The following is a 16,304-nucleotide window of genomic DNA, read 5'->3' on the forward strand; positions in this document are numbered from 1 at the left end:
GAAAGCCCCAAACAAATGACCCGCCCCAAACTAACAGTCGATGATATCCATGGTGCATGGGCGATCGTGCCTACGCCCTCAAAACCTAACGCAAGCGATTGGAAGGCTTCAGATACGGTTGATCTCGACGAGACAAAGCGGGTTGTCGAACAATTGATTGAGGCTGGCGTCAATGGAATTTTGTCACTCGGTTCGCTTGGGGAAGCGGCAACGCTGACCTGGGATGAAAAGCGGGATTTCATGGAGGCTCTGGTGAAAGCTGCTCGTGGCCGCGTTCCCGTGTTCGGAGGGACTAGTTCGCTTTCGACACGGGAAACGATATGGCAAACACGTGAAGCGGAAAAAATCGGTGTGGATGGCGTTATGATCGGTCCCCCAATGTGGTGTGCTCCCGATGTTCCAACCGCAGTCCAGTTTTACCGTGACGTCGCTGAGGCATGCCCTGCGATGGCCATCTGTGTGTACGCCAATCCCGAAGCCTTCAAATTCGATTTCCCGCGGCCGTTCTGGGCTCAGGTTTCTGACATTCCTCAGGTTGTTACCGCGAAATATCTCGGAATTGGCGCACTGGTGCCTGATCTGAAGCTATCACAGAAGAAAATCCGTTTTTTGCCTATCGATATTGATTATTATGCTGCTGCTCGCATTGATCCGGAGTTTTGCACTGCATTCTGGACTAGTGGTGCAGTTTGCGGACCGGCGCCTGTCATCAAATTACGTGATGAGGTTGCTAAGGCTAAAGAAACCGGTGCTTGGGGCGAAGCGCAAAAGATCACTGGTGACATTGGCTATACCTACCAGACCCTTTTTCCCAACGGTTCGTTCAAGGATTTTTCTTCTTATAATATAGGACTCGAAAAGGCGCGTATGGATACTGCTGGCTGGATGAAGGCCGGTCCTTGTCGTCCTCCATACACGATCATCCCCGAGGCATATCTCGAAGGGGGGCGAGAGTCAGGCAGACGCTGGGGTGAACTACACCGGCGTCTTGAGGATGAATGACTATGTCGAACAACCATATCATTGACTTCTATTTTGATTTCATGAGTCCATTTTCCTACTTGGCGCATCTACGACTTCCCAATTTGGCTCGTCAGTTTGAATGCAAGCTCGATTACCACCCTATAGATCTTCCCGCTGCAAAGCTGGCGGCTGGCAACACTGGGCCACCCAACGTGAAGATACCAATTAAGTTGGAATATCTAACGTCAGACCTTGACCGTTGGGCAGCCCGGTATGGCGCTCCGATTAAGTTTCCTCCGTCGCTGGATTCCAGAATGGTAAACTGCGGAACATTCTTTGCAGATAAAAGGTCTCAAACTGAGGACTATGTGCAGAAGACTTGGAAGCGGATCTGGGGCAATGGCGAGGATATGTCCGATCTGGCAGTATTGTCGGAGATCGCTGGCGACATGGGCTGGAGGCCTGATGAGTTTTTGGATTTTGTGTGTTCCGATAACGTGCTGGAACAATATGACCAATCTAACGCCAATGCGCAACAGGTGGGCGTGTTTGGCGCTCCGACAATGATTCTTGATGGTCAGATGTGGTGGGGAAATGACCGTTTAGACTTTTTGCGGGAATATCTCAAAAACAAACAAAACCGAGGATTTGAAAAATGAGAGATTTGATCGACGTCCAGCGTGGCAAACAAAGTGCACGTATGTTTCACGACCCTGAGATTTACGAACGAGAAATGGAAGCTATTTTTGGTCGTTGTTGGCTGTTTTTAACGCATGAGTCAGCTATCCCGAATTTTGGAGATTTTGTAACTACTCGTATGGGGCAAGACGAAGTGATCGTTGTGCGCCAAAAGGATGGCTCCATAAAAGCATTTCTCAATGTCTGCAGACACCGCGGCGCACGCATTTGTCCGGTTGAAGCCGGTAACAAGCGCTCGTTTGTTTGCAATTACCACGGTTGGTCTTATGCGGTTGACGGTTCTTTATCCGCAGTGCCGTTCGAAAAAGAGCTTTATCAAGGCAAACTAGATCGAGAGACGCACGGCCTGAAAGAAGTTGCTCAAGTTTCAATTTATCATGGTTTCGTCTTCGGTAATTTCGATGCAGGTGCAATTAGCTTGGAGGATTATCTAGGTGACGCCCGATGGTATCTTGATATCTGGATGGAGGCGAGTGGAGGCGTTGAACTAGTCGGTCCACCTAGTCGGTCTGTTGTCCATTGTAACTGGAAAGCGCCATGCGAGAATTTCGTCGGTGATGCCTATCATGTTGGCTGGACGCACGCATCGTCTTTGGCAGTCAGTGGATCAATGCTGGCACCGATGTCCGGAAATGCGGCCCTTCCGCCAGCAGGTGCAGGGATTCAAGTCGCCTCTCGCTATGGGCACGGACACGGGATTTTGTATGACGTTCATCCCGGTGGCCATGATGCTAAACTCGGCGAGGAAATGTTGGCTTGGCAGGCTACAAAACGCGTTGCAATGGAAGAGAAATACGGTGCTATTCGCACACGCTATTATGGCTCACATATAAACGGAGCAATTTTCCCTAATGTTTCATATCTTTGGGGCACGAATCTTTTTAAAACCTGGCAGCCGCTTGGGCCGAATGAAACAGAATGCTGGACTTGGGCAATAGTCGAAAAAGATATGCCGGACGAATTGAAACGTAAGATCGTAAACGGAATGCACCGAACATTCGGTGTGGCTGGATACTGGGAAGCTGATGATAATGACAATATGGAATCAGCATCGCTTTTGACCACAGGATTTCAAACACGCAAACTGCAATTGAATGCACAAATGGGAATAGGAAAAGATATTGTCGATTCTGAACTGCCAGGTGTCGTAGGTCAGGCCGCAATCGGTGAAACCTCGTATCGCGGTTATTATCGGTTTTATGACGAAGTTATGAGGTCTGCCTCTTGGGGGGATATGGATCCGAGCGATGATAGCTGGAAAGAACAGCTTGTTAGTGCTGATGTCTAAGCAAAATGACATCGATATCTGTGGCATTATTAAGGTGAATTGAAATGAATAGCGTATCAAGGTCTGCAAATGTGATGGGAGCTGACATCTGGGATGGGGATCCCGAGATTATCTGGGATACGGATATTACTGGTGAGGTAAATGCGTTCTTTCTTAGAGAAGCGCGCTTGCTGGACACGCGGCGGTTGCGTGAATGGCTTGCCCAAATGATCGACAAAAATATACGCTATGTAATCGTTAGTCGGCAACTTCGTTACAAGAATGATAAGCGGTATGACCTGCCCGATGAAGTTTTCATTTATGATGACGACTATGAATGTCTCAATGCTAGAGTGGAGCAATTTCATTCTGAGCTGAATTGGAGGGTCAACCCGGATGAAAATTACCAGCACATGGTTGCAAACACAGAGATCGCTCAAAAGCCGGGAAGCGTAAATCTTTTCGTACGATCCAACTGGTTTGTCCAACGTGCCCGACGTCAATACGAGATCGACCGTTTTGTTTATTGTCGGCACGACGAGTTAGCGAGAGATAGCGAAGGCAAGTTCAAGGTTGTTGCACGCCATATCGATTATGACGAACGATGTGTTAGTGGCCGTAATATGACGCTGTTCTTGTAATATAATCAATAAATTGGATCGGAGAAGATAATGGGTTGGCTCAAAGATGATGTCGCATTGATCACTGGTGGCGGGGCTGGATTGGGCCTTGCTTTGGTTCATCGTTTTATCGATGAAGGCGCTAGCGTCGTTGTTTTGGAGAGGGACGCAAATCGTGCCGACAGCCTAAAGCGCAAATTTGGCGAGAAAATTGAAACTGTCGTTGGCGATGTTACATCTTATGAAGATAATGTGAAAGCGGTGGAAACGGCTGTTGAGCGCTTTGGCCGACTTGATACTTTCGTCGCAAATGCAGGCGTCTTCGATTTTTTCAAGCCACTTTCTGAATTTGAAGGGCCTGAAATTTCCGCAGCCTTTGACGAGCTTCTCTCGATCAATGTAAAGGGCGGACTCCTTGGTGCCCGTGCGGCGTTGGATGCACTCATCAAATCTAAAGGTAGCATGATCTTCACCGTGTCCAATGCCGGTTTTTATACCGGCGGTGGCGGGCCGCTCTACACCGCCTCAAAACATGGACTTGTTGGTGTCGTCCGACAGTTAGCACACGAACTCGGGCCGAAGGTCAGGGTTAACGGCGTTGCGCCGGGTGGTATGCGTACAAGCCTTTCCGGCCTCAAGGCTACGAACACTGCAGACGAAAGCCTGGAAACTATGGAAGGTTTCGAGGAGTTGATTATCGGAATTACCCCGCTTCGCATGTCGCCAACACCGGATCAATATTGCGGTCCTTATGTTCTTCTCGCTTCACGCGAGAACGCAGCTCCGATGACGGGTGTAGTCATTAACACTGATGGCGGCCTTGGTGTGCGAGGGATCATGAATGTATGCGGTGGAGAAGACTTGTCTGCATAAATTATTAGAAGGTCCAATAAGGAGGCGCGCGTGAAAATATGTAGGTTTAACGATAACAGGATTGGCGTGGTCCAAGGCGATATCGTCCGAGATGTTTCGGTAGCACTTACTCTTTTGCCAAATTTGGTTTGGCCAGTTCCTCTCGGCGATCTCCTGATTGAACATTTGCCGGGCCTGCTGCCAACCATACAAAGATTGGCCAAGTCAGCTCCTTCTCTCCCGCTTTCCGAAGTTGTCCTAAACTCGCCAGTTGCCAATCCGAGCAAAATCATCAACGCTCCGATTAACTATCAGAAGCATATTGCCGAAACAAAAGCGGACCAAGATATTTCCCATGGACGGGATATGACAAAGACTATTTCGGACTGGGGCCTTTTTCTCAAGGCTAATAGCTCTCTTATTGGTGCTGGAGACGAGGTTGTTCTGCGCTACCCTGAGCGGCGCATTGATCACGAGATAGAACTGGCCGTAATCATCGGAAAAAAATGCCATCAGATTGCCCGCGACGATGCGCTGGGTGTGGTAGCCGGTTATGCAATCGGACTTGATATTACGGTCCGCGGTCCGGAGCTTCAGAGTTTTCGCAAATCTGCCGATACCTTTGCTGTTTGCGGACCATGGATTGTAACCGCGGACGAATTGGACGACCCCTCCGATCTTGATTTTGAACTCCAGGTGAACGGTGAGTTGCGTCAGTCAGCTAACACCGCACAGCTTATCTACGATGTGCCGAAGCTTATTGAATACGCCTCTTCCATGTATACTCTATATGCGGGCGATATCATCTTTACCGGTACACCTGAAGGTGTTGGCCCGCTCCAACCAGGCGATATTATGGATTGTTCGTTTGATCGAATTGGTTCGATGCAAGTGCAGGTAGCGTCCAGTTATGTGTAAGGTTGATATTGCCATATACATATTAAATGGTGTCAGTAGTAGCCTGCGATGATCGTGCGCTTGGAGCCCTCTGGAACGCTTATTGATTGTGCGCTAGATAGCAACCTTCTTGACGCCTTGATTAAACATGATGTCCCGATTTCTTATAGCTGTCGCAATGGCAATTGCAATATGTGCGCCTTAGAACAAGTGGCGTTCGATGATGGCCGTTCTTTCTTGACTGGGTCCGCAATCTCCAGGCCAGCTTCGGCAAAGCGCCTTGCATGTCAGATTCAAGTGCAGGAAAATATCGCGGTTCATTTGCCACAAGAGCGACCGGTACAGACACCGGCTCACCTTAAGTTGCGAGCTAAGGTGGAGTGCGTAGGAGCCATCCACCCTTCGATTATGAGGCTAGTGTGTACCCTTGATCGTCCGGTGAATTTCCTGCCAGGGCAACATTTCTCGGTTAGTTTTTCAAAGAACGTTAAGCGTAAATATTCTGCCGCCAACTTGTCGGGAGAAGCGAGTCTTGTATTCTACATAGAACGCCATGAAGAGGGTGTCGCCACCGGTCTCTTGGAGGATGAATTGGCGGCTGGAGATACGCTTGTGATTGAAGGGCCATATGGAAACAGTTATTTAATTCCCGACGATTCTACGCCGGTCCTGCTAGCCAGTGTGGGAGTAGGTTTTGGGGCATTAGTTTCTGCGATGGAAAGTCTTAAAACTACAAATCCGACCCGGAGGGTTATCGCGATCATAGATATACCGGAAGGATTAGAAGAAATGATCCAAACATTACTACTGCCGGCCCGAAATAAGCTCATGAATGCAGATGTGAAATTTATATCGTTGTATAAATCTATTGGTAGAACTTCAAAACCCCAAAATGTTTCGGAGGCAATTCGCGAGATGCCTCAGAATCTCCGTGGATGGTCAGCCAATGTATTCGGTGGATTTGTCGCAATGATGCCAATTCGCAATAGCTTGATTGATCAGGGCGCAGACCCGCAACTTATCTATCTCGAACCTTACATTCCGTCCTGACATAAAGTTGAGAGCATCATTATGCCTATCAGTATAACGCCGACTGGCGACAACATACGCAAAGAATTCTATCAAAGAATTGATCCAGAAAATCTTACACCTCTTTGGGAAGTACTGGCCTCACTGGTTCCAGAATCCCCGACGACTTCAGCCAAGGCACACCTATGGGAATTTTCAACTGTGCGCGATTATCTCATGGAGGCCGGTGATCTTATTACTGCCGAGGAGGCAGAGCGCCGCGTCCTCATTCTTGAAAATCCGGGTCTGCGCGGCCAGTCACAGATCACACAAAGCCTTTATGCTGGCCTACAGCTAATATTGCCCGGCGAGATCGCGCCTGCACACCGTCATACGCAATCGGCCTTGAGGCTCGTGGTTTCTGGAGAAGGTGCCTATACGGCCGTCGACGGAGAAAGAACGATCATGCGGCGTGGCGATTTTATAATCACGCCTGCTTGGACCTATCATGATCATGGCAATGATGGTGATGAGCCAGTTATATGGCTTGATGGTTTGGATATCCCGATTGTTGAAATGCTCGCTGCAGGATTTCGAGAAGGAGCCCCAGAAAAGGCACAGATTCCAACGCGCCCAATTGGAGATTCGCTGGCGCGTTTCGGGACGAATATGCTGCCGGTAGATTTCGAGGTTGAGCCAAGCGATCCAACGCGTGTGTTTGTCTACCCGTATGAAGAAGCGCGTCGCTCGCTTGAAAAAATAGCTTGTGGCGAATCTGATGTGCATCACGGATTTAAGTTTCGCTACATCAATCCGGCGACTGGTAGATCACCTATGCCAACCATCGGTGCATTTCTGCAAATGCTGCCCAGTGGATTTGTAACACGTCCCTACCGGTCGACGGATTCCACCATATTCCTATGCCTGGAAGGGAGTGGCCGCGCGACAATAGAAGGAAAGGATTATGAATTTGGCGAAAATGACGTTTTTGTGATTCCTTCATGGAATACTTTCAAGCTTCACGCGGAGACCGAGACGGTTCTCTTTAGCTACTCTGACCGACCCGTCCAAAAAGCACTCGGATTGTGGCGTGAACAACGTCTCTAATGCTCTAGAATATAAAAAAGGACTTTGACGATATGTCTCTACTATTCGATTTACCTGCTACACCGACTTTATCAATCGATGGAAAAACTGAGCGATTTCCGGTGCGACGGATTTATTGCGTCGGACGAAACTACGCTGCTCACGCCAGAGAAATGGGGCGGGATGACAAGGAGCCCCCTTTCTTTTTTATGAAACCCGCCGACGCAGCGGTTGACGCTAATGTTGCGGTGAGCATTCCCTACCCGCCCATGACCAACAATTTCCATTATGAGGTAGAGTTGGTGGCGGCGATAGGCGCGACGCTGGACAATGCATCTGTTGAAGCAGCACTTGACGGGGTTTTCGGATATGCTGTTGGACTCGACATGACTCGGCGAGATCTGCAGTTGGAGGCAAGAGAGAAAGGTCGCCCTTGGGAATTGGGTAAATCATTTTCGAAATCGGCACCGATCGGCTCGATAAAGCCGTCCCATTCGCATCCTGACTCGCAAATTAGGCTCGAAGTCAATGGCGAAGTAAGACAGAAATCAACCACTGGCCTGATGCTGTGGAATGTGGCCGAAGCACTTTCGTTTTTATCGAAATATGAAGTGTTACTTCCTGGCGATATCTTGATGACGGGCACGCCGGAGGGCGTGGGCGCGGTCAACCCAGGCGAAGTCATGCACGCGTCAATCGAAGGACTGGCTGCTATTGAAGTTGAAGTTAAATAAGAAGGATATGGTGAGATGAATTTGAAGAATTCAGATATCTCTAGCATTATTGATTGGAAGCCTGATGAAATGGGCCGAATTCCGCTGTCGGCATATGTTGACGAAGATATTTACAAGTTAGAACTAGAACGAATTTTCTACAAAAAGCATTGGGGCTATCTGGGGCTGGACGCCGAAATTCCGAACGTTGGCGATTTCAAGCGGACTGTCATCGGTGAGCGCTCCGTCATTGTGGTGCGCAACAAAGAGGGAGGCGTTTCGGCGTTTGAGAATCTTTGTGCACACCGGCGGGTCCAATTCTGCCGGGAGCGGGATGGAAATCGTCAGGAGTTTGTCTGCCCGTATCATCAGTGGATGTATGATCTGGAAGGTAATTTGCGAGGGTTGCCTTATCGGCGCGGCCTTCGAGTAGACGGTGAATTGCGTGGCGGGATGCCTGCGGATTTCAATATGTCCGAAAATGGCCTGACAAAGTTAAAGGTAGAATCTCGAAACGGAGTAATTTTCGGGTCATTTGACCACGATATAGAATCATTCGAAGATTATCTCGGTGAGATGATGTTGGGGTATTTCGATAGGATATTTAATGGCCGAAAGCTTACTATCCTTGGTTATAATCGTCAGCGAATTCCGGGGAACTGGAAGCTTATGATGGAGAACATCAAAGATCCCTACCACGCTGGACTGCTTCACACTTGGTTTGTTACCTTTGGCCTTTGGCGCGCAGACAGCCCGATGTCCCTCAAAATGGATACCTACAAACGCCATGCTGTCATGGCCGGGACCCGCAGTACAGCCGCTGTCGAAGCCAGTCTGGTGTCAGGTGTACAAAGTTTCAAAGAAGACATGGTCTTGAAAGATCCAAGCCAAATCGACATCGTCCCGGAGGACTGGTGGAACGGACCAACAGTAACAATGATGACCCTATTCCCTGCACTCATCATTCAGCAGCAGGTAAATAGCCTGTCTACCCGTCATATTCAACCACGCGGTCCGAACTCATTTGATTTCGTATGGACGCATTTCGGTTTTGAGGATGACGACAAAGAAATGACTGCCCGTCGACTCAAGCAAGCAAATCTTTTCGGACCGTCGGGGTATGTTTCGGCTGATGATGGGGAAGTGCTCGAGTTTTCACAAATGGGTTTTCATACAAATCCATCGAGTACGTCTATGGCGAAAATGGGCGGTAACGATACACAGGATGGCGATTGCATTGCAACTGAAACTCTAATCCGGGGCATGTATAAATACTGGCGCGAAGTTATGGAGGTGTGAATTATGAGCCTATTTGATATCAATGAAATTTGCAGGCTCTATTCGAAATATGAGGATTGCATCGATTCGGAAGAGTTTGATAATTGGGTCAATCTGTTCGCCGATGATGCCAACTATAAAGTCATCCCGCGCGAAAATTATGAAAAGGAACTTCCACTAGCTACGCTAGACCTTTCCAGCAAAGGCATGATGCTTGACCGAATTCACGGGGTTAGGGAGACAATTTATCACGATCCTTATTATCAACGGCATGTGACAAGTCTTCCCGTTATAAGGCAAGAAGACGACAACAGTGTTTTTTGTGAAGCAAATTATGCAGTTTTTCGAACTAAATTGAGCGAACCATCAACTGTATTCAATGTGGGGCGGTATTTTGATCAAATCGTTGAAGAGGGTGGTGCCTTGAAATTCAAAAGCCGCACCTGTGTCTACGATAGTGAGATGATTCCAAATGCGATCATCTATCCGATCTGATTGAGGAGACATTGACAGTGAAGAAGCTTTATGAATTTTTTAGGAGTTCGGCATCCTATCGATTGCGCATTGCGCTCAATTTGAAAAATATTAGCTATGAACAGGTTTCAATTGATTTCGCCATTAAGGAGCAACTTTCGGACGACTTTGCTAATATCAATCCATCAAAACTGGTCCCAGTGTTAGAAGAAGACGATGGATGGCGCCTTAGTCAATCGCTCGCAATCATCGAGTATCTGGATGAAACACACTTGAATTTTCCTTTGCTTCCGCGAGATGACCCTCGAGCCCGGGGCTATGTTCGTCAATGTGCCATGATTATCGCTTGTGATATTCATCCACTCAACAACCTTCGGATATTGAAATACTTGACTGGTGATCTAGATGTAGATGAGGATGCCAAAACTGCATGGATTAGTCATTGGATTACAGAAGGTTTCACGGCGCTCGAAACGCTAATAAACGAACAGCAACAGGCTTCGCAATTTTGTTTTGGTGATACACCTACCTTAGCAGATTGTTCCTTGATTCCACAGGTTTTCAATGCGCGTCGGTTCAACGTTGATCTCTCCGCTTTTCCGCAGATTAATCGAATAAATAGCGCCTGCCTAGAACTTGACGAATTCAAAAGGGCGCACCCAGACATGGTGAGCCAGACGTAGGATGATTGAGGGCAAGCTTTAACTCCAAATCATAACTGGACTTGCACCCGTTTTTTTTCAAATTGTTTGAGGGTTTTTCTATCGTTAGTTCGCTATTGCAGAAAGTTTGGGATGAGAATGTCGTTCGTGATTTGGTAGTTGGAACAATCCTGCTCTACATTGGCTGCTACTATACCGGGCATGTCTTTCACGCCGACACAATTATAGGCTCCGGTCATCACATTACGCGGTGTGGGGTTCTTCGGAACTTCACTGGCATCCTATTTGGCGGCCAACCGGATCGATACGCTGGTGATTACAGGGGTGAGCACGAGCGGCTGTGTGCGCGCAACAACACTGGATGCGTGCCAGCATGGCTACCTGCCCTTCGTCGTCGGCGATGCCTGCGGTGATCGCACCGAGGTGATACAGCAAGGCAACCTCTATGATCTGCAAGCCAAATATGCCGAAGTGATTAGCTGCGAGAAGGCAGAGGAATTGTTGCGCGCAAGCAGCGAACAGGGGTGATGCCGGCAGAGGAGCCTTTCGAAACGGAAATAAACGAGTATTTCAACATGCACCAACGGATCGAGATTGTGGAAGTGGGGCCGCGTGACGGGCTTCAAAATGAGAAAGAGATCGTTTCGACGTTCGACAAGGTTGAACTGATCCGCCGGGCGATTGATTATGGTGCGCGGCGCATCGAAGTGGCGAGCTTCGTCAACCCGCGCAGGGTACCGCAAATGGCCAATGCCGAAGAAGTAGTTTCGGCGTTGGGCGAAGTACCCGGAGTGACACGCATCGGGCTGGTACTGAACGAAATGGGCGCCGAGCGTGCGCTGGCCAGCGGTGTGGACCAGCTTGGCGCGGTGGCCGTAGCCAGCGATTCTTTCGGGATCCGCAATCAGGGGCAGGACAGCTCCGATTCGGTTGATGTGGCTAGGCGGATTGTGTCCATGGCTCGTGAAGCAAGAAAAACCGCGCAAGTTACGATCGCTGTGGCATTTGGATGCCCGTTCACGGGAGATGTTGATCCTGATCATGTGATAGCCATGGTAGGCGCTCTGGCCCAGGCGGGGCCTGTTGAGATTGCCCTGGCCGACACCATCGGGGTAGCGGTGCCGACGCAGGTTGCCCAGCTGGTGACTTCGGTGCGAAAGGCGATCGAACCGCTTCCTGTTAGGATCCATTGCCACGACACTCGCAATACCGGCATTGCCAATATCTGGGCGGCTGTCGAAGCGGGCGCCCGCACTGTCGATGTCTCGCTTGGCGGCCTTGGCGGATGCCCTTTTGCGCCCGGGGCTGCTGGAAATGTTGCAACCGAGGATGCGCTCTACATGCTGCACCGCTCGGGTCTGGCGACTGGGCTGGAACTCGATGCTGCAATCCGCGCCTCCGTCTGGCTGGAGCAAGTGATGGGAAAGCAGCTTCCTTCAAAACTCGCGCGAGCGGGAAATTTTTTCATGCAGGAGATTAGCTAACGATGGACAAGAACAGCGGTGCACTCGAAGGGATACTCGTGGTCGAGTTGGGACAGCTGATCGCCGGTCCATTCTGCGGCCAGCTGCTTGGTGACATGGGTGCCGATGTCATAAAGGTTGAGCCGCCGGGAGCGGGCGACCCCATGCGGCAGTGGGGAAACGGCGAACACAAAGTATGGTGGGAGGTGATCGCCCGCAACAAGCGTTCGGTCACCGCCAATCTGCGCCTGCCTGAAGGCCGGGAGCTGGTCCGCAAGCTGGTCGTCGGGGCCGACATATTAATCGAGAACTTCCGGCCCGGCACAATGGAGAAGTGGGGACTTGGCCCCGATCAGCTCCACGCGATCAATCCAGACCTGATCATGGTCCGTATTTCCGGTTACGGGCAAACCGGCCCTTATGCCGAGCGGGCCGGCTTCGGCGGGATTGCCGAGGCAATGGGCGGCTGGCGTGCGATTGTGGGTGATCCTGATCGCTCGCCGAGCCGGATGGGAGTCTCGATCGGCGATACTCTTGCTGGCAACTACGGCTGCATGGGTGCGCTCGCCGCACTTCGCGAACGCGAAAAGAGTGGCAAGGGCCAGGTCGTCGACGTGGCGCTTTATGAAAGCGTGCTGCAGGTGATGGAAAGTCTGATCGTTGAATATGACGCAATGGGGATAGTGCGCCAGCGCTCTGGCGCGATCCTGCCCGGCATCGCGCCTTCCAATGTCTACCCTTGCGCCGATGGCGAATACATGATCGGGGCAAATGGCGATGCGATCTTTGCTCGGCTGGCGCGCGCGATGGGCAGGCCCGAGCTGGCGCTGGACGAGCGTTATGCCACCCACATCTCGCGCGGGAAACATCAGGCGGAACTGGACGCGATCATCGCCGACTGGACGCGCATGCTGCGCGTGGATGATCTCGAACGGCTGATGACAGAGCATTCCATTCCGTCCGGCCGACTTTATACTGCACCCGATATGTTGGTGGATCCGCACTTTGCCGCTCGCGAGGCTATTGTCGAGGTTCCCCATCCATATTTCGGTTCGCTGAAAATGCAGGCGCCGGTGCCCAAACTTTCCCGCAGCGTCAGTGGCGTAAGGCGTCCTGCGCCTCGCGTTCCAGGAGCAGACAATCTGCCTGTGTATCGGGATTTGCTCGGAATTACCGAAAGCGAACTTAGACGCCTGAAAGAAGCGAACGCAATCTAGAATGAGGAGCATGGCCAAAATCGGACGGAATCGGTGTGGCAGGTTCGGTTATTACCGCAAGTGGAGTTTGTACTGATGAGCGACGCGCGTGCTCGCACCTACCTCAAATTTCCCGCACCGTGCAGAATCGCGCAGTCTTTCCCGATTTTGTTAGCCTTTGTCAAAACGCCTTGCCCGGTCCAAAGAAGTGGATACTGGTCTGCCTTGATCCGTAAGATAGTTGGCATATTTGCGTGGCAGGATTTGGCATGTCCGCTGCAGGAACGGTGGGAATGCTGATCGAAGAAGGGGAGGCGCTCGATCAGCAAGGCGAAAAAGAACAGGCAATTTATGCCTTTGGGATGAAGCCCATATATCCAATCATGGCTATCGTTGTGGCTACATTTCTCACCATGGGTGTGGCACTGCCCGTCCTCCCGCTTCACATCAATCATGTTTTGGGACTGGGGCCCTTTGTTGTAGGGGTTGCAATAGGGACTCAGTTCGTCGCCGCGCTTCTTACTCGATTCTGGGTCGGACGGCTGTCTGATATAAAGGGCCCTCGCTATGCCGTGCTGCTCGGCTTGGGATTGGCCATGGCCTCTGGCACCGCTTACCTGATTTCGATACAATTTCTCTCGCGCCCTCATCTGGCGGTGCTCGTTCTGCTTGGCGGGCGGATTCTTATGGGAGCGGCGGAATCTCTCATTATTACCGCCTGTCTTGTCTGGTCGCTGGGGCTCACCCCTCCCCGACTGGCGGGCAGATCGATGGGGTGGACGGGCATGGCTATGTTCATCGGACTGGCGATTGGTGCCGCGCTCGGTAATGTGGTTTTTCTTGGGAGTAGCTTCACGGGAATTGCGCTGCTCACCATTGCGATACCTTTGGTTTGCATTTTTGGTGTTCTACGAATGAGACCGTTGATGCCTTCGCCTTCTAGGCCGCAGCCAGTACGTTCAGTATTGGCCCTCGTGGCCATACCAAGCATCGGATTTGCGATGAGTGGAATTTCACTTGGCGTCATTACCAGCTTTTTCACTCTGTATTTCGCGTTTGAGGAGTGGAACGGTGGAGCGCTCGGCTACAGCGCCTTCGCTACGGCGATCATCGCTGTTCGTGTCTTCGGTGGTAGCTTTCCTGATCGCTACGGTGGTGGGACGGTAGCCCGCTACTCTCTGGTCGTTCAGGTGATCGGCATGGTTATGATCGCGGCGGCACCTTGCGCAAGTTGGGCGTTGGTCGGAGCGATAGTTACTGGCGCAGGATTTTCCCTTGTGTATCCGAGCCTCGGCTTGGTGGCCATTCAGAATATCCCACCGGAGTCGCGCGGAGTCGCAATGGCTTTCTACACCGCTAGCCTAGACCTAACGCTTGGTCTCGGCGGACCGGCGTTCGGTCTAATCGCAGAACTAAACGGACTGCGCTCTGTTTTTTTTGCTGGAGCAGCGTCAGCACTTTTTGCAATTCTCATCGTCCGCCGTTTGTAGTTAATTCTTCAATGAACCTACATGGAGTAATCGCGGGAGTGATTCGCCTCGACGGTATTTATGCGTGGAAGCGGACGACTGTTCCCCGATAAGATGAAGATACGGGCCCGCGACTGGAAGTCCGACCCAGGGATCTAACGGAGAACAGCCATGAAAGAGTATATTGGACTCGACGTATCGTTAAAAGAGACCGCAGTTTCTATTCGCCGCGATGGTAAACGGATGTGGCGCGGCAAATGCGCCTCTGATCCGAAGGTGATTGCGGAACTTGTTCGAAAGCGCGCACCTGCAGTAGAACTGATCGTATTCGAAACAGGCCCCTTATCGGTTTGGTTCTATCACGCGCTGGTACAAGAGGGGCTGCCTGCGATCTGCATTGATGCACGCCATGCTGCTGGTGCACTTAACATGGCCCCCAACAAGACTGATGCCAATGATGCCGATGGCTTGGCTCAGCTTGCCGAGATTGGGTATTTCAAGGCGATGCGAGTCAAGGGTTTCGATAGCATGCTCACGCGCACGCTGATCACGGTGCGTACTCGACTGGTACGGATGACGGTTGAGTTGTCCAATCAGATTCGTGGGATAATGAAGACATTCGGCCTTACTGTCCCAGCCGGCCAGGGCAATGTGTTCGATCAGAATGTCAGTCATCTGCTGGACGATCAGGACAAATTGGCAACAATCATTTTACCTGTGCTCGCGGCCTGGCGCAGCCTGCGTGAGCGGACAGCTGAACTCAGTCGAAAGCTCGTCGCCGATGCGCGTCAAAGCGAAGCATGTCAGATCCTGATGTCGATCCCAGGCGTTGGAATAATCACGGCCACCGCATTCATAGCTGCTATTGAAGATCCAGATAATTTCCGAAAGTCTCGATCAGTAGCGGCCTGGCTTGGTCTTACACCGCGTCGCTACCAATCCGGTGAGGTTGATTATGATGGCCATATCTCAAGGCGCGGCGACAAGCATCTGCGCGGGTTGCTCTACGAGGCCGCAGTGGTCATCCTAACCCGAAGCTTCGCTCAAAGTGGGTTACGAACATGGGGCCTCAAGCTCAAGGACCGGATCGGCTTTAAGCGCACCGCCACCGCCTTGGCTCGCAAGTTGGCCGTCACCATGCATGCCATGTTGAAATCTGGAGAATTTTTTAACCCAAGCATAGGCGCAGCAGCGTGACTGGTTCGTCCTAGCGTTCATGCATTGAATGCTTGGTCGTGTCCCTGCCGGGGACGTAAGCCGGGCCATTCCGCGATGCCGGTTGCACCGCGCTTTAGCGAAGTGCGTACCTACATTGGAAGGCCCCTCCCGCGAAGCTCCATCATGCAGCGGCTCATGCTGACTGCGAAGACGACCCTGCTTCCTGGTATACACATTCATGATCAGCCGACACATTGACGACGTGCCATTGCAAAAAGGACTTGCATTATGACCCTCGATTAGACGACCGGAGTCAGCCGGTCAGTCGTTCAGACTTCCAGTTATATAGCGTTGCCTCTGAAACACCGTGCTTGCGGGCAAGGTCAGACGTATTCGCGCCTACCTAACCTTCCTTCAATATCCCGATAATCTGTGTTTCTGTAAACCGTGTTCGCTTCATTCGTCTGTCCCTTCTTCTAGGCATAGACTCTAATTATAA

Annotated in this window: 17 protein-coding genes and 1 pseudogene; 17 read left to right on the plus strand and 1 reads right to left on the minus strand. The window is 51.0% G+C overall.

Going from position 1 to position 16,304, the window contains the following annotated elements; translation table 11 throughout:
- Positions 1-15: 15 nt before the first annotated feature.
- The 17 genes from ACO6S1_RS09655 to ACO6S1_RS09735 all read left to right on the plus strand — a co-directional run bounded on the left by ACO6S1_RS09655 (position 16) and on the right by ACO6S1_RS09735 (position 15,844).
- Positions 16-1,002: a dihydrodipicolinate synthase family protein gene (locus ACO6S1_RS09655; RefSeq protein ID WP_422346074.1), complete on the plus strand. Its 987-nt coding sequence runs from the start codon at positions 16-18 to the stop codon at positions 1,000-1,002.
- 2 nt (positions 1,003-1,004) lie between these two features.
- Positions 1,005-1,622 carry a 2-hydroxychromene-2-carboxylate isomerase gene (locus ACO6S1_RS09660; protein ID WP_422346075.1) on the plus strand — a complete coding sequence of 206 codons (618 nt, stop codon included), beginning with the start codon at positions 1,005-1,007 and terminating at the stop codon, positions 1,620-1,622.
- Positions 1,619-2,950 (plus strand): aromatic ring-hydroxylating oxygenase subunit alpha, encoded by a 1,332-nt coding sequence (locus ACO6S1_RS09665; RefSeq protein ID WP_422346076.1) that lies wholly within the window; start codon positions 1,619-1,621, stop codon positions 2,948-2,950. Before ACO6S1_RS09660 ends, ACO6S1_RS09665 begins: the two co-directional genes overlap by 4 nt.
- A 44-nt stretch (positions 2,951-2,994) precedes the next feature.
- Positions 2,995-3,570, plus strand: coding sequence for an aromatic-ring-hydroxylating dioxygenase subunit beta (locus tag ACO6S1_RS09670; RefSeq protein ID WP_173208178.1), 576 nt, complete (start codon positions 2,995-2,997; stop codon positions 3,568-3,570).
- 30 nt (positions 3,571-3,600) lie between these two features.
- Positions 3,601-4,422 carry a 3-(cis-5,6-dihydroxycyclohexa-1,3-dien-1-yl)propanoate dehydrogenase gene (gene hcaB, locus ACO6S1_RS09675; RefSeq protein WP_422346077.1) on the plus strand — a complete coding sequence of 274 codons (822 nt, stop codon included), beginning with the start codon at positions 3,601-3,603 and terminating at the stop codon, positions 4,420-4,422.
- 30 nt (positions 4,423-4,452) lie between these two features.
- Positions 4,453-5,319: a fumarylacetoacetate hydrolase family protein gene (locus ACO6S1_RS09680; RefSeq protein ID WP_422346078.1), complete on the plus strand. Its 867-nt coding sequence runs from the start codon at positions 4,453-4,455 to the stop codon at positions 5,317-5,319.
- Between the two features lie 48 nt (positions 5,320-5,367).
- On the plus strand, positions 5,368-6,348 hold the full coding sequence (locus ACO6S1_RS09685; protein ID WP_422346079.1) for a 2Fe-2S iron-sulfur cluster-binding protein: 981 nt from the start codon (positions 5,368-5,370) through the stop codon (positions 6,346-6,348).
- Positions 6,349-6,369: 21 nt separating this feature from the next.
- Positions 6,370-7,413, plus strand: coding sequence for a gentisate 1,2-dioxygenase (gene gtdA / locus ACO6S1_RS09690; RefSeq protein WP_422346080.1), 1,044 nt, complete (start codon positions 6,370-6,372; stop codon positions 7,411-7,413).
- A gap of 32 nt (positions 7,414-7,445) precedes the next feature.
- Entirely contained in the window at positions 7,446-8,126 is a 681-nt protein-coding gene (locus ACO6S1_RS09695; RefSeq protein ID WP_173208199.1) for a fumarylacetoacetate hydrolase family protein, read from the plus strand.
- A gap of 15 nt (positions 8,127-8,141) precedes the next feature.
- Positions 8,142-9,404 (plus strand): aromatic ring-hydroxylating dioxygenase subunit alpha, encoded by a 1,263-nt coding sequence (locus tag ACO6S1_RS09700; RefSeq protein ID WP_422346081.1) that lies wholly within the window; start codon positions 8,142-8,144, stop codon positions 9,402-9,404.
- Between the two features lie 3 nt (positions 9,405-9,407).
- Positions 9,408-9,878 (plus strand): aromatic-ring-hydroxylating dioxygenase subunit beta, encoded by a 471-nt coding sequence (locus tag ACO6S1_RS09705; RefSeq protein ID WP_173208202.1) that lies wholly within the window; start codon positions 9,408-9,410, stop codon positions 9,876-9,878.
- 17 nt (positions 9,879-9,895) lie between these two features.
- Positions 9,896-10,540, plus strand: coding sequence for a maleylacetoacetate isomerase (gene maiA / locus ACO6S1_RS09710; RefSeq protein WP_422346082.1), 645 nt, complete (start codon positions 9,896-9,898; stop codon positions 10,538-10,540).
- Positions 10,541-10,771: 231 nt separating this feature from the next.
- Positions 10,772-11,047, plus strand: a complete 276-nt coding sequence (locus ACO6S1_RS09715) for an isochorismatase family protein (protein ID WP_422346083.1) — start codon at positions 10,772-10,774, stop codon at positions 11,045-11,047.
- On the plus strand, positions 11,047-12,003 hold the full coding sequence (locus ACO6S1_RS09720) for a hydroxymethylglutaryl-CoA lyase (RefSeq protein ID WP_422346172.1): 957 nt from the start codon (positions 11,047-11,049) through the stop codon (positions 12,001-12,003). Before ACO6S1_RS09715 ends, ACO6S1_RS09720 begins: the two co-directional genes overlap by 1 nt.
- Positions 12,004-12,005: 2 nt before the next feature.
- On the plus strand, positions 12,006-13,199 hold the full coding sequence (locus ACO6S1_RS09725; protein WP_422346084.1) for a CaiB/BaiF CoA transferase family protein: 1,194 nt from the start codon (positions 12,006-12,008) through the stop codon (positions 13,197-13,199).
- A 248-nt stretch (positions 13,200-13,447) separates the two neighbouring features.
- A complete protein-coding gene (locus ACO6S1_RS09730; protein ID WP_422346085.1) occupies positions 13,448-14,668 on the plus strand; it encodes an MFS transporter in 1,221 nt (406 codons plus the stop codon).
- A 150-nt stretch (positions 14,669-14,818) separates the two neighbouring features.
- Complete coding sequence (locus tag ACO6S1_RS09735; protein ID WP_422346086.1) at positions 14,819-15,844, plus strand: IS110 family transposase; 1,026 nt, start codon at positions 14,819-14,821, stop codon at positions 15,842-15,844.
- Positions 15,845-16,133: 289 nt separating this feature from the next.
- Here the strand turns inward: ACO6S1_RS09735 and ACO6S1_RS09740 are convergent.
- A pseudogene (locus tag ACO6S1_RS09740) lies at positions 16,134-16,265 on the minus strand (transposase); the annotation flags it as partial.
- Positions 16,266-16,304: the final 39 nt, after the last annotated feature.

This window comes from Parasphingorhabdus sp. (assembly GCF_965233695.1).
Taxonomy (GTDB): domain Bacteria; phylum Pseudomonadota; class Alphaproteobacteria; order Sphingomonadales; family Sphingomonadaceae; genus Parasphingorhabdus.

Bases quoted from the DNA above. Each gene is read 5' to 3' on its own strand.
- ACO6S1_RS09655 (WP_422346074.1), top strand. From the start codon at position 16: ATGACCCGCCCCAAACTAACAGTCGATGATATCCATGGTGCATGGGCG.
- ACO6S1_RS09660 (WP_422346075.1), top strand. From the start codon at position 1,005: ATGTCGAACAACCATATCATTGACTTCTATTTTGATTTCATGAGTCCA.
- ACO6S1_RS09665 (WP_422346076.1), top strand. From the start codon at position 1,619: ATGAGAGATTTGATCGACGTCCAGCGTGGCAAACAAAGTGCACGTATG.
- ACO6S1_RS09670 (WP_173208178.1), top strand. From the start codon at position 2,995: ATGAATAGCGTATCAAGGTCTGCAAATGTGATGGGAGCTGACATCTGG.
- hcaB (WP_422346077.1), top strand. From the start codon at position 3,601: ATGGGTTGGCTCAAAGATGATGTCGCATTGATCACTGGTGGCGGGGCT.
- ACO6S1_RS09685 (WP_422346079.1), top strand. From the start codon at position 5,368: ATGATCGTGCGCTTGGAGCCCTCTGGAACGCTTATTGATTGTGCGCTA.
- gtdA (WP_422346080.1), top strand. From the start codon at position 6,370: ATGCCTATCAGTATAACGCCGACTGGCGACAACATACGCAAAGAATTC.
- ACO6S1_RS09695 (WP_173208199.1), top strand. From the start codon at position 7,446: ATGTCTCTACTATTCGATTTACCTGCTACACCGACTTTATCAATCGAT.
- ACO6S1_RS09700 (WP_422346081.1), top strand. From the start codon at position 8,142: ATGAATTTGAAGAATTCAGATATCTCTAGCATTATTGATTGGAAGCCT.
- ACO6S1_RS09705 (WP_173208202.1), top strand. From the start codon at position 9,408: ATGAGCCTATTTGATATCAATGAAATTTGCAGGCTCTATTCGAAATAT.
- ACO6S1_RS09720 (WP_422346172.1), top strand. From the start codon at position 11,047: ATGCCGGCAGAGGAGCCTTTCGAAACGGAAATAAACGAGTATTTCAAC.
- ACO6S1_RS09725 (WP_422346084.1), top strand. From the start codon at position 12,006: ATGGACAAGAACAGCGGTGCACTCGAAGGGATACTCGTGGTCGAGTTG.
- ACO6S1_RS09730 (WP_422346085.1), top strand. From the start codon at position 13,448: ATGTCCGCTGCAGGAACGGTGGGAATGCTGATCGAAGAAGGGGAGGCG.
- ACO6S1_RS09735 (WP_422346086.1), top strand. From the start codon at position 14,819: ATGAAAGAGTATATTGGACTCGACGTATCGTTAAAAGAGACCGCAGTT.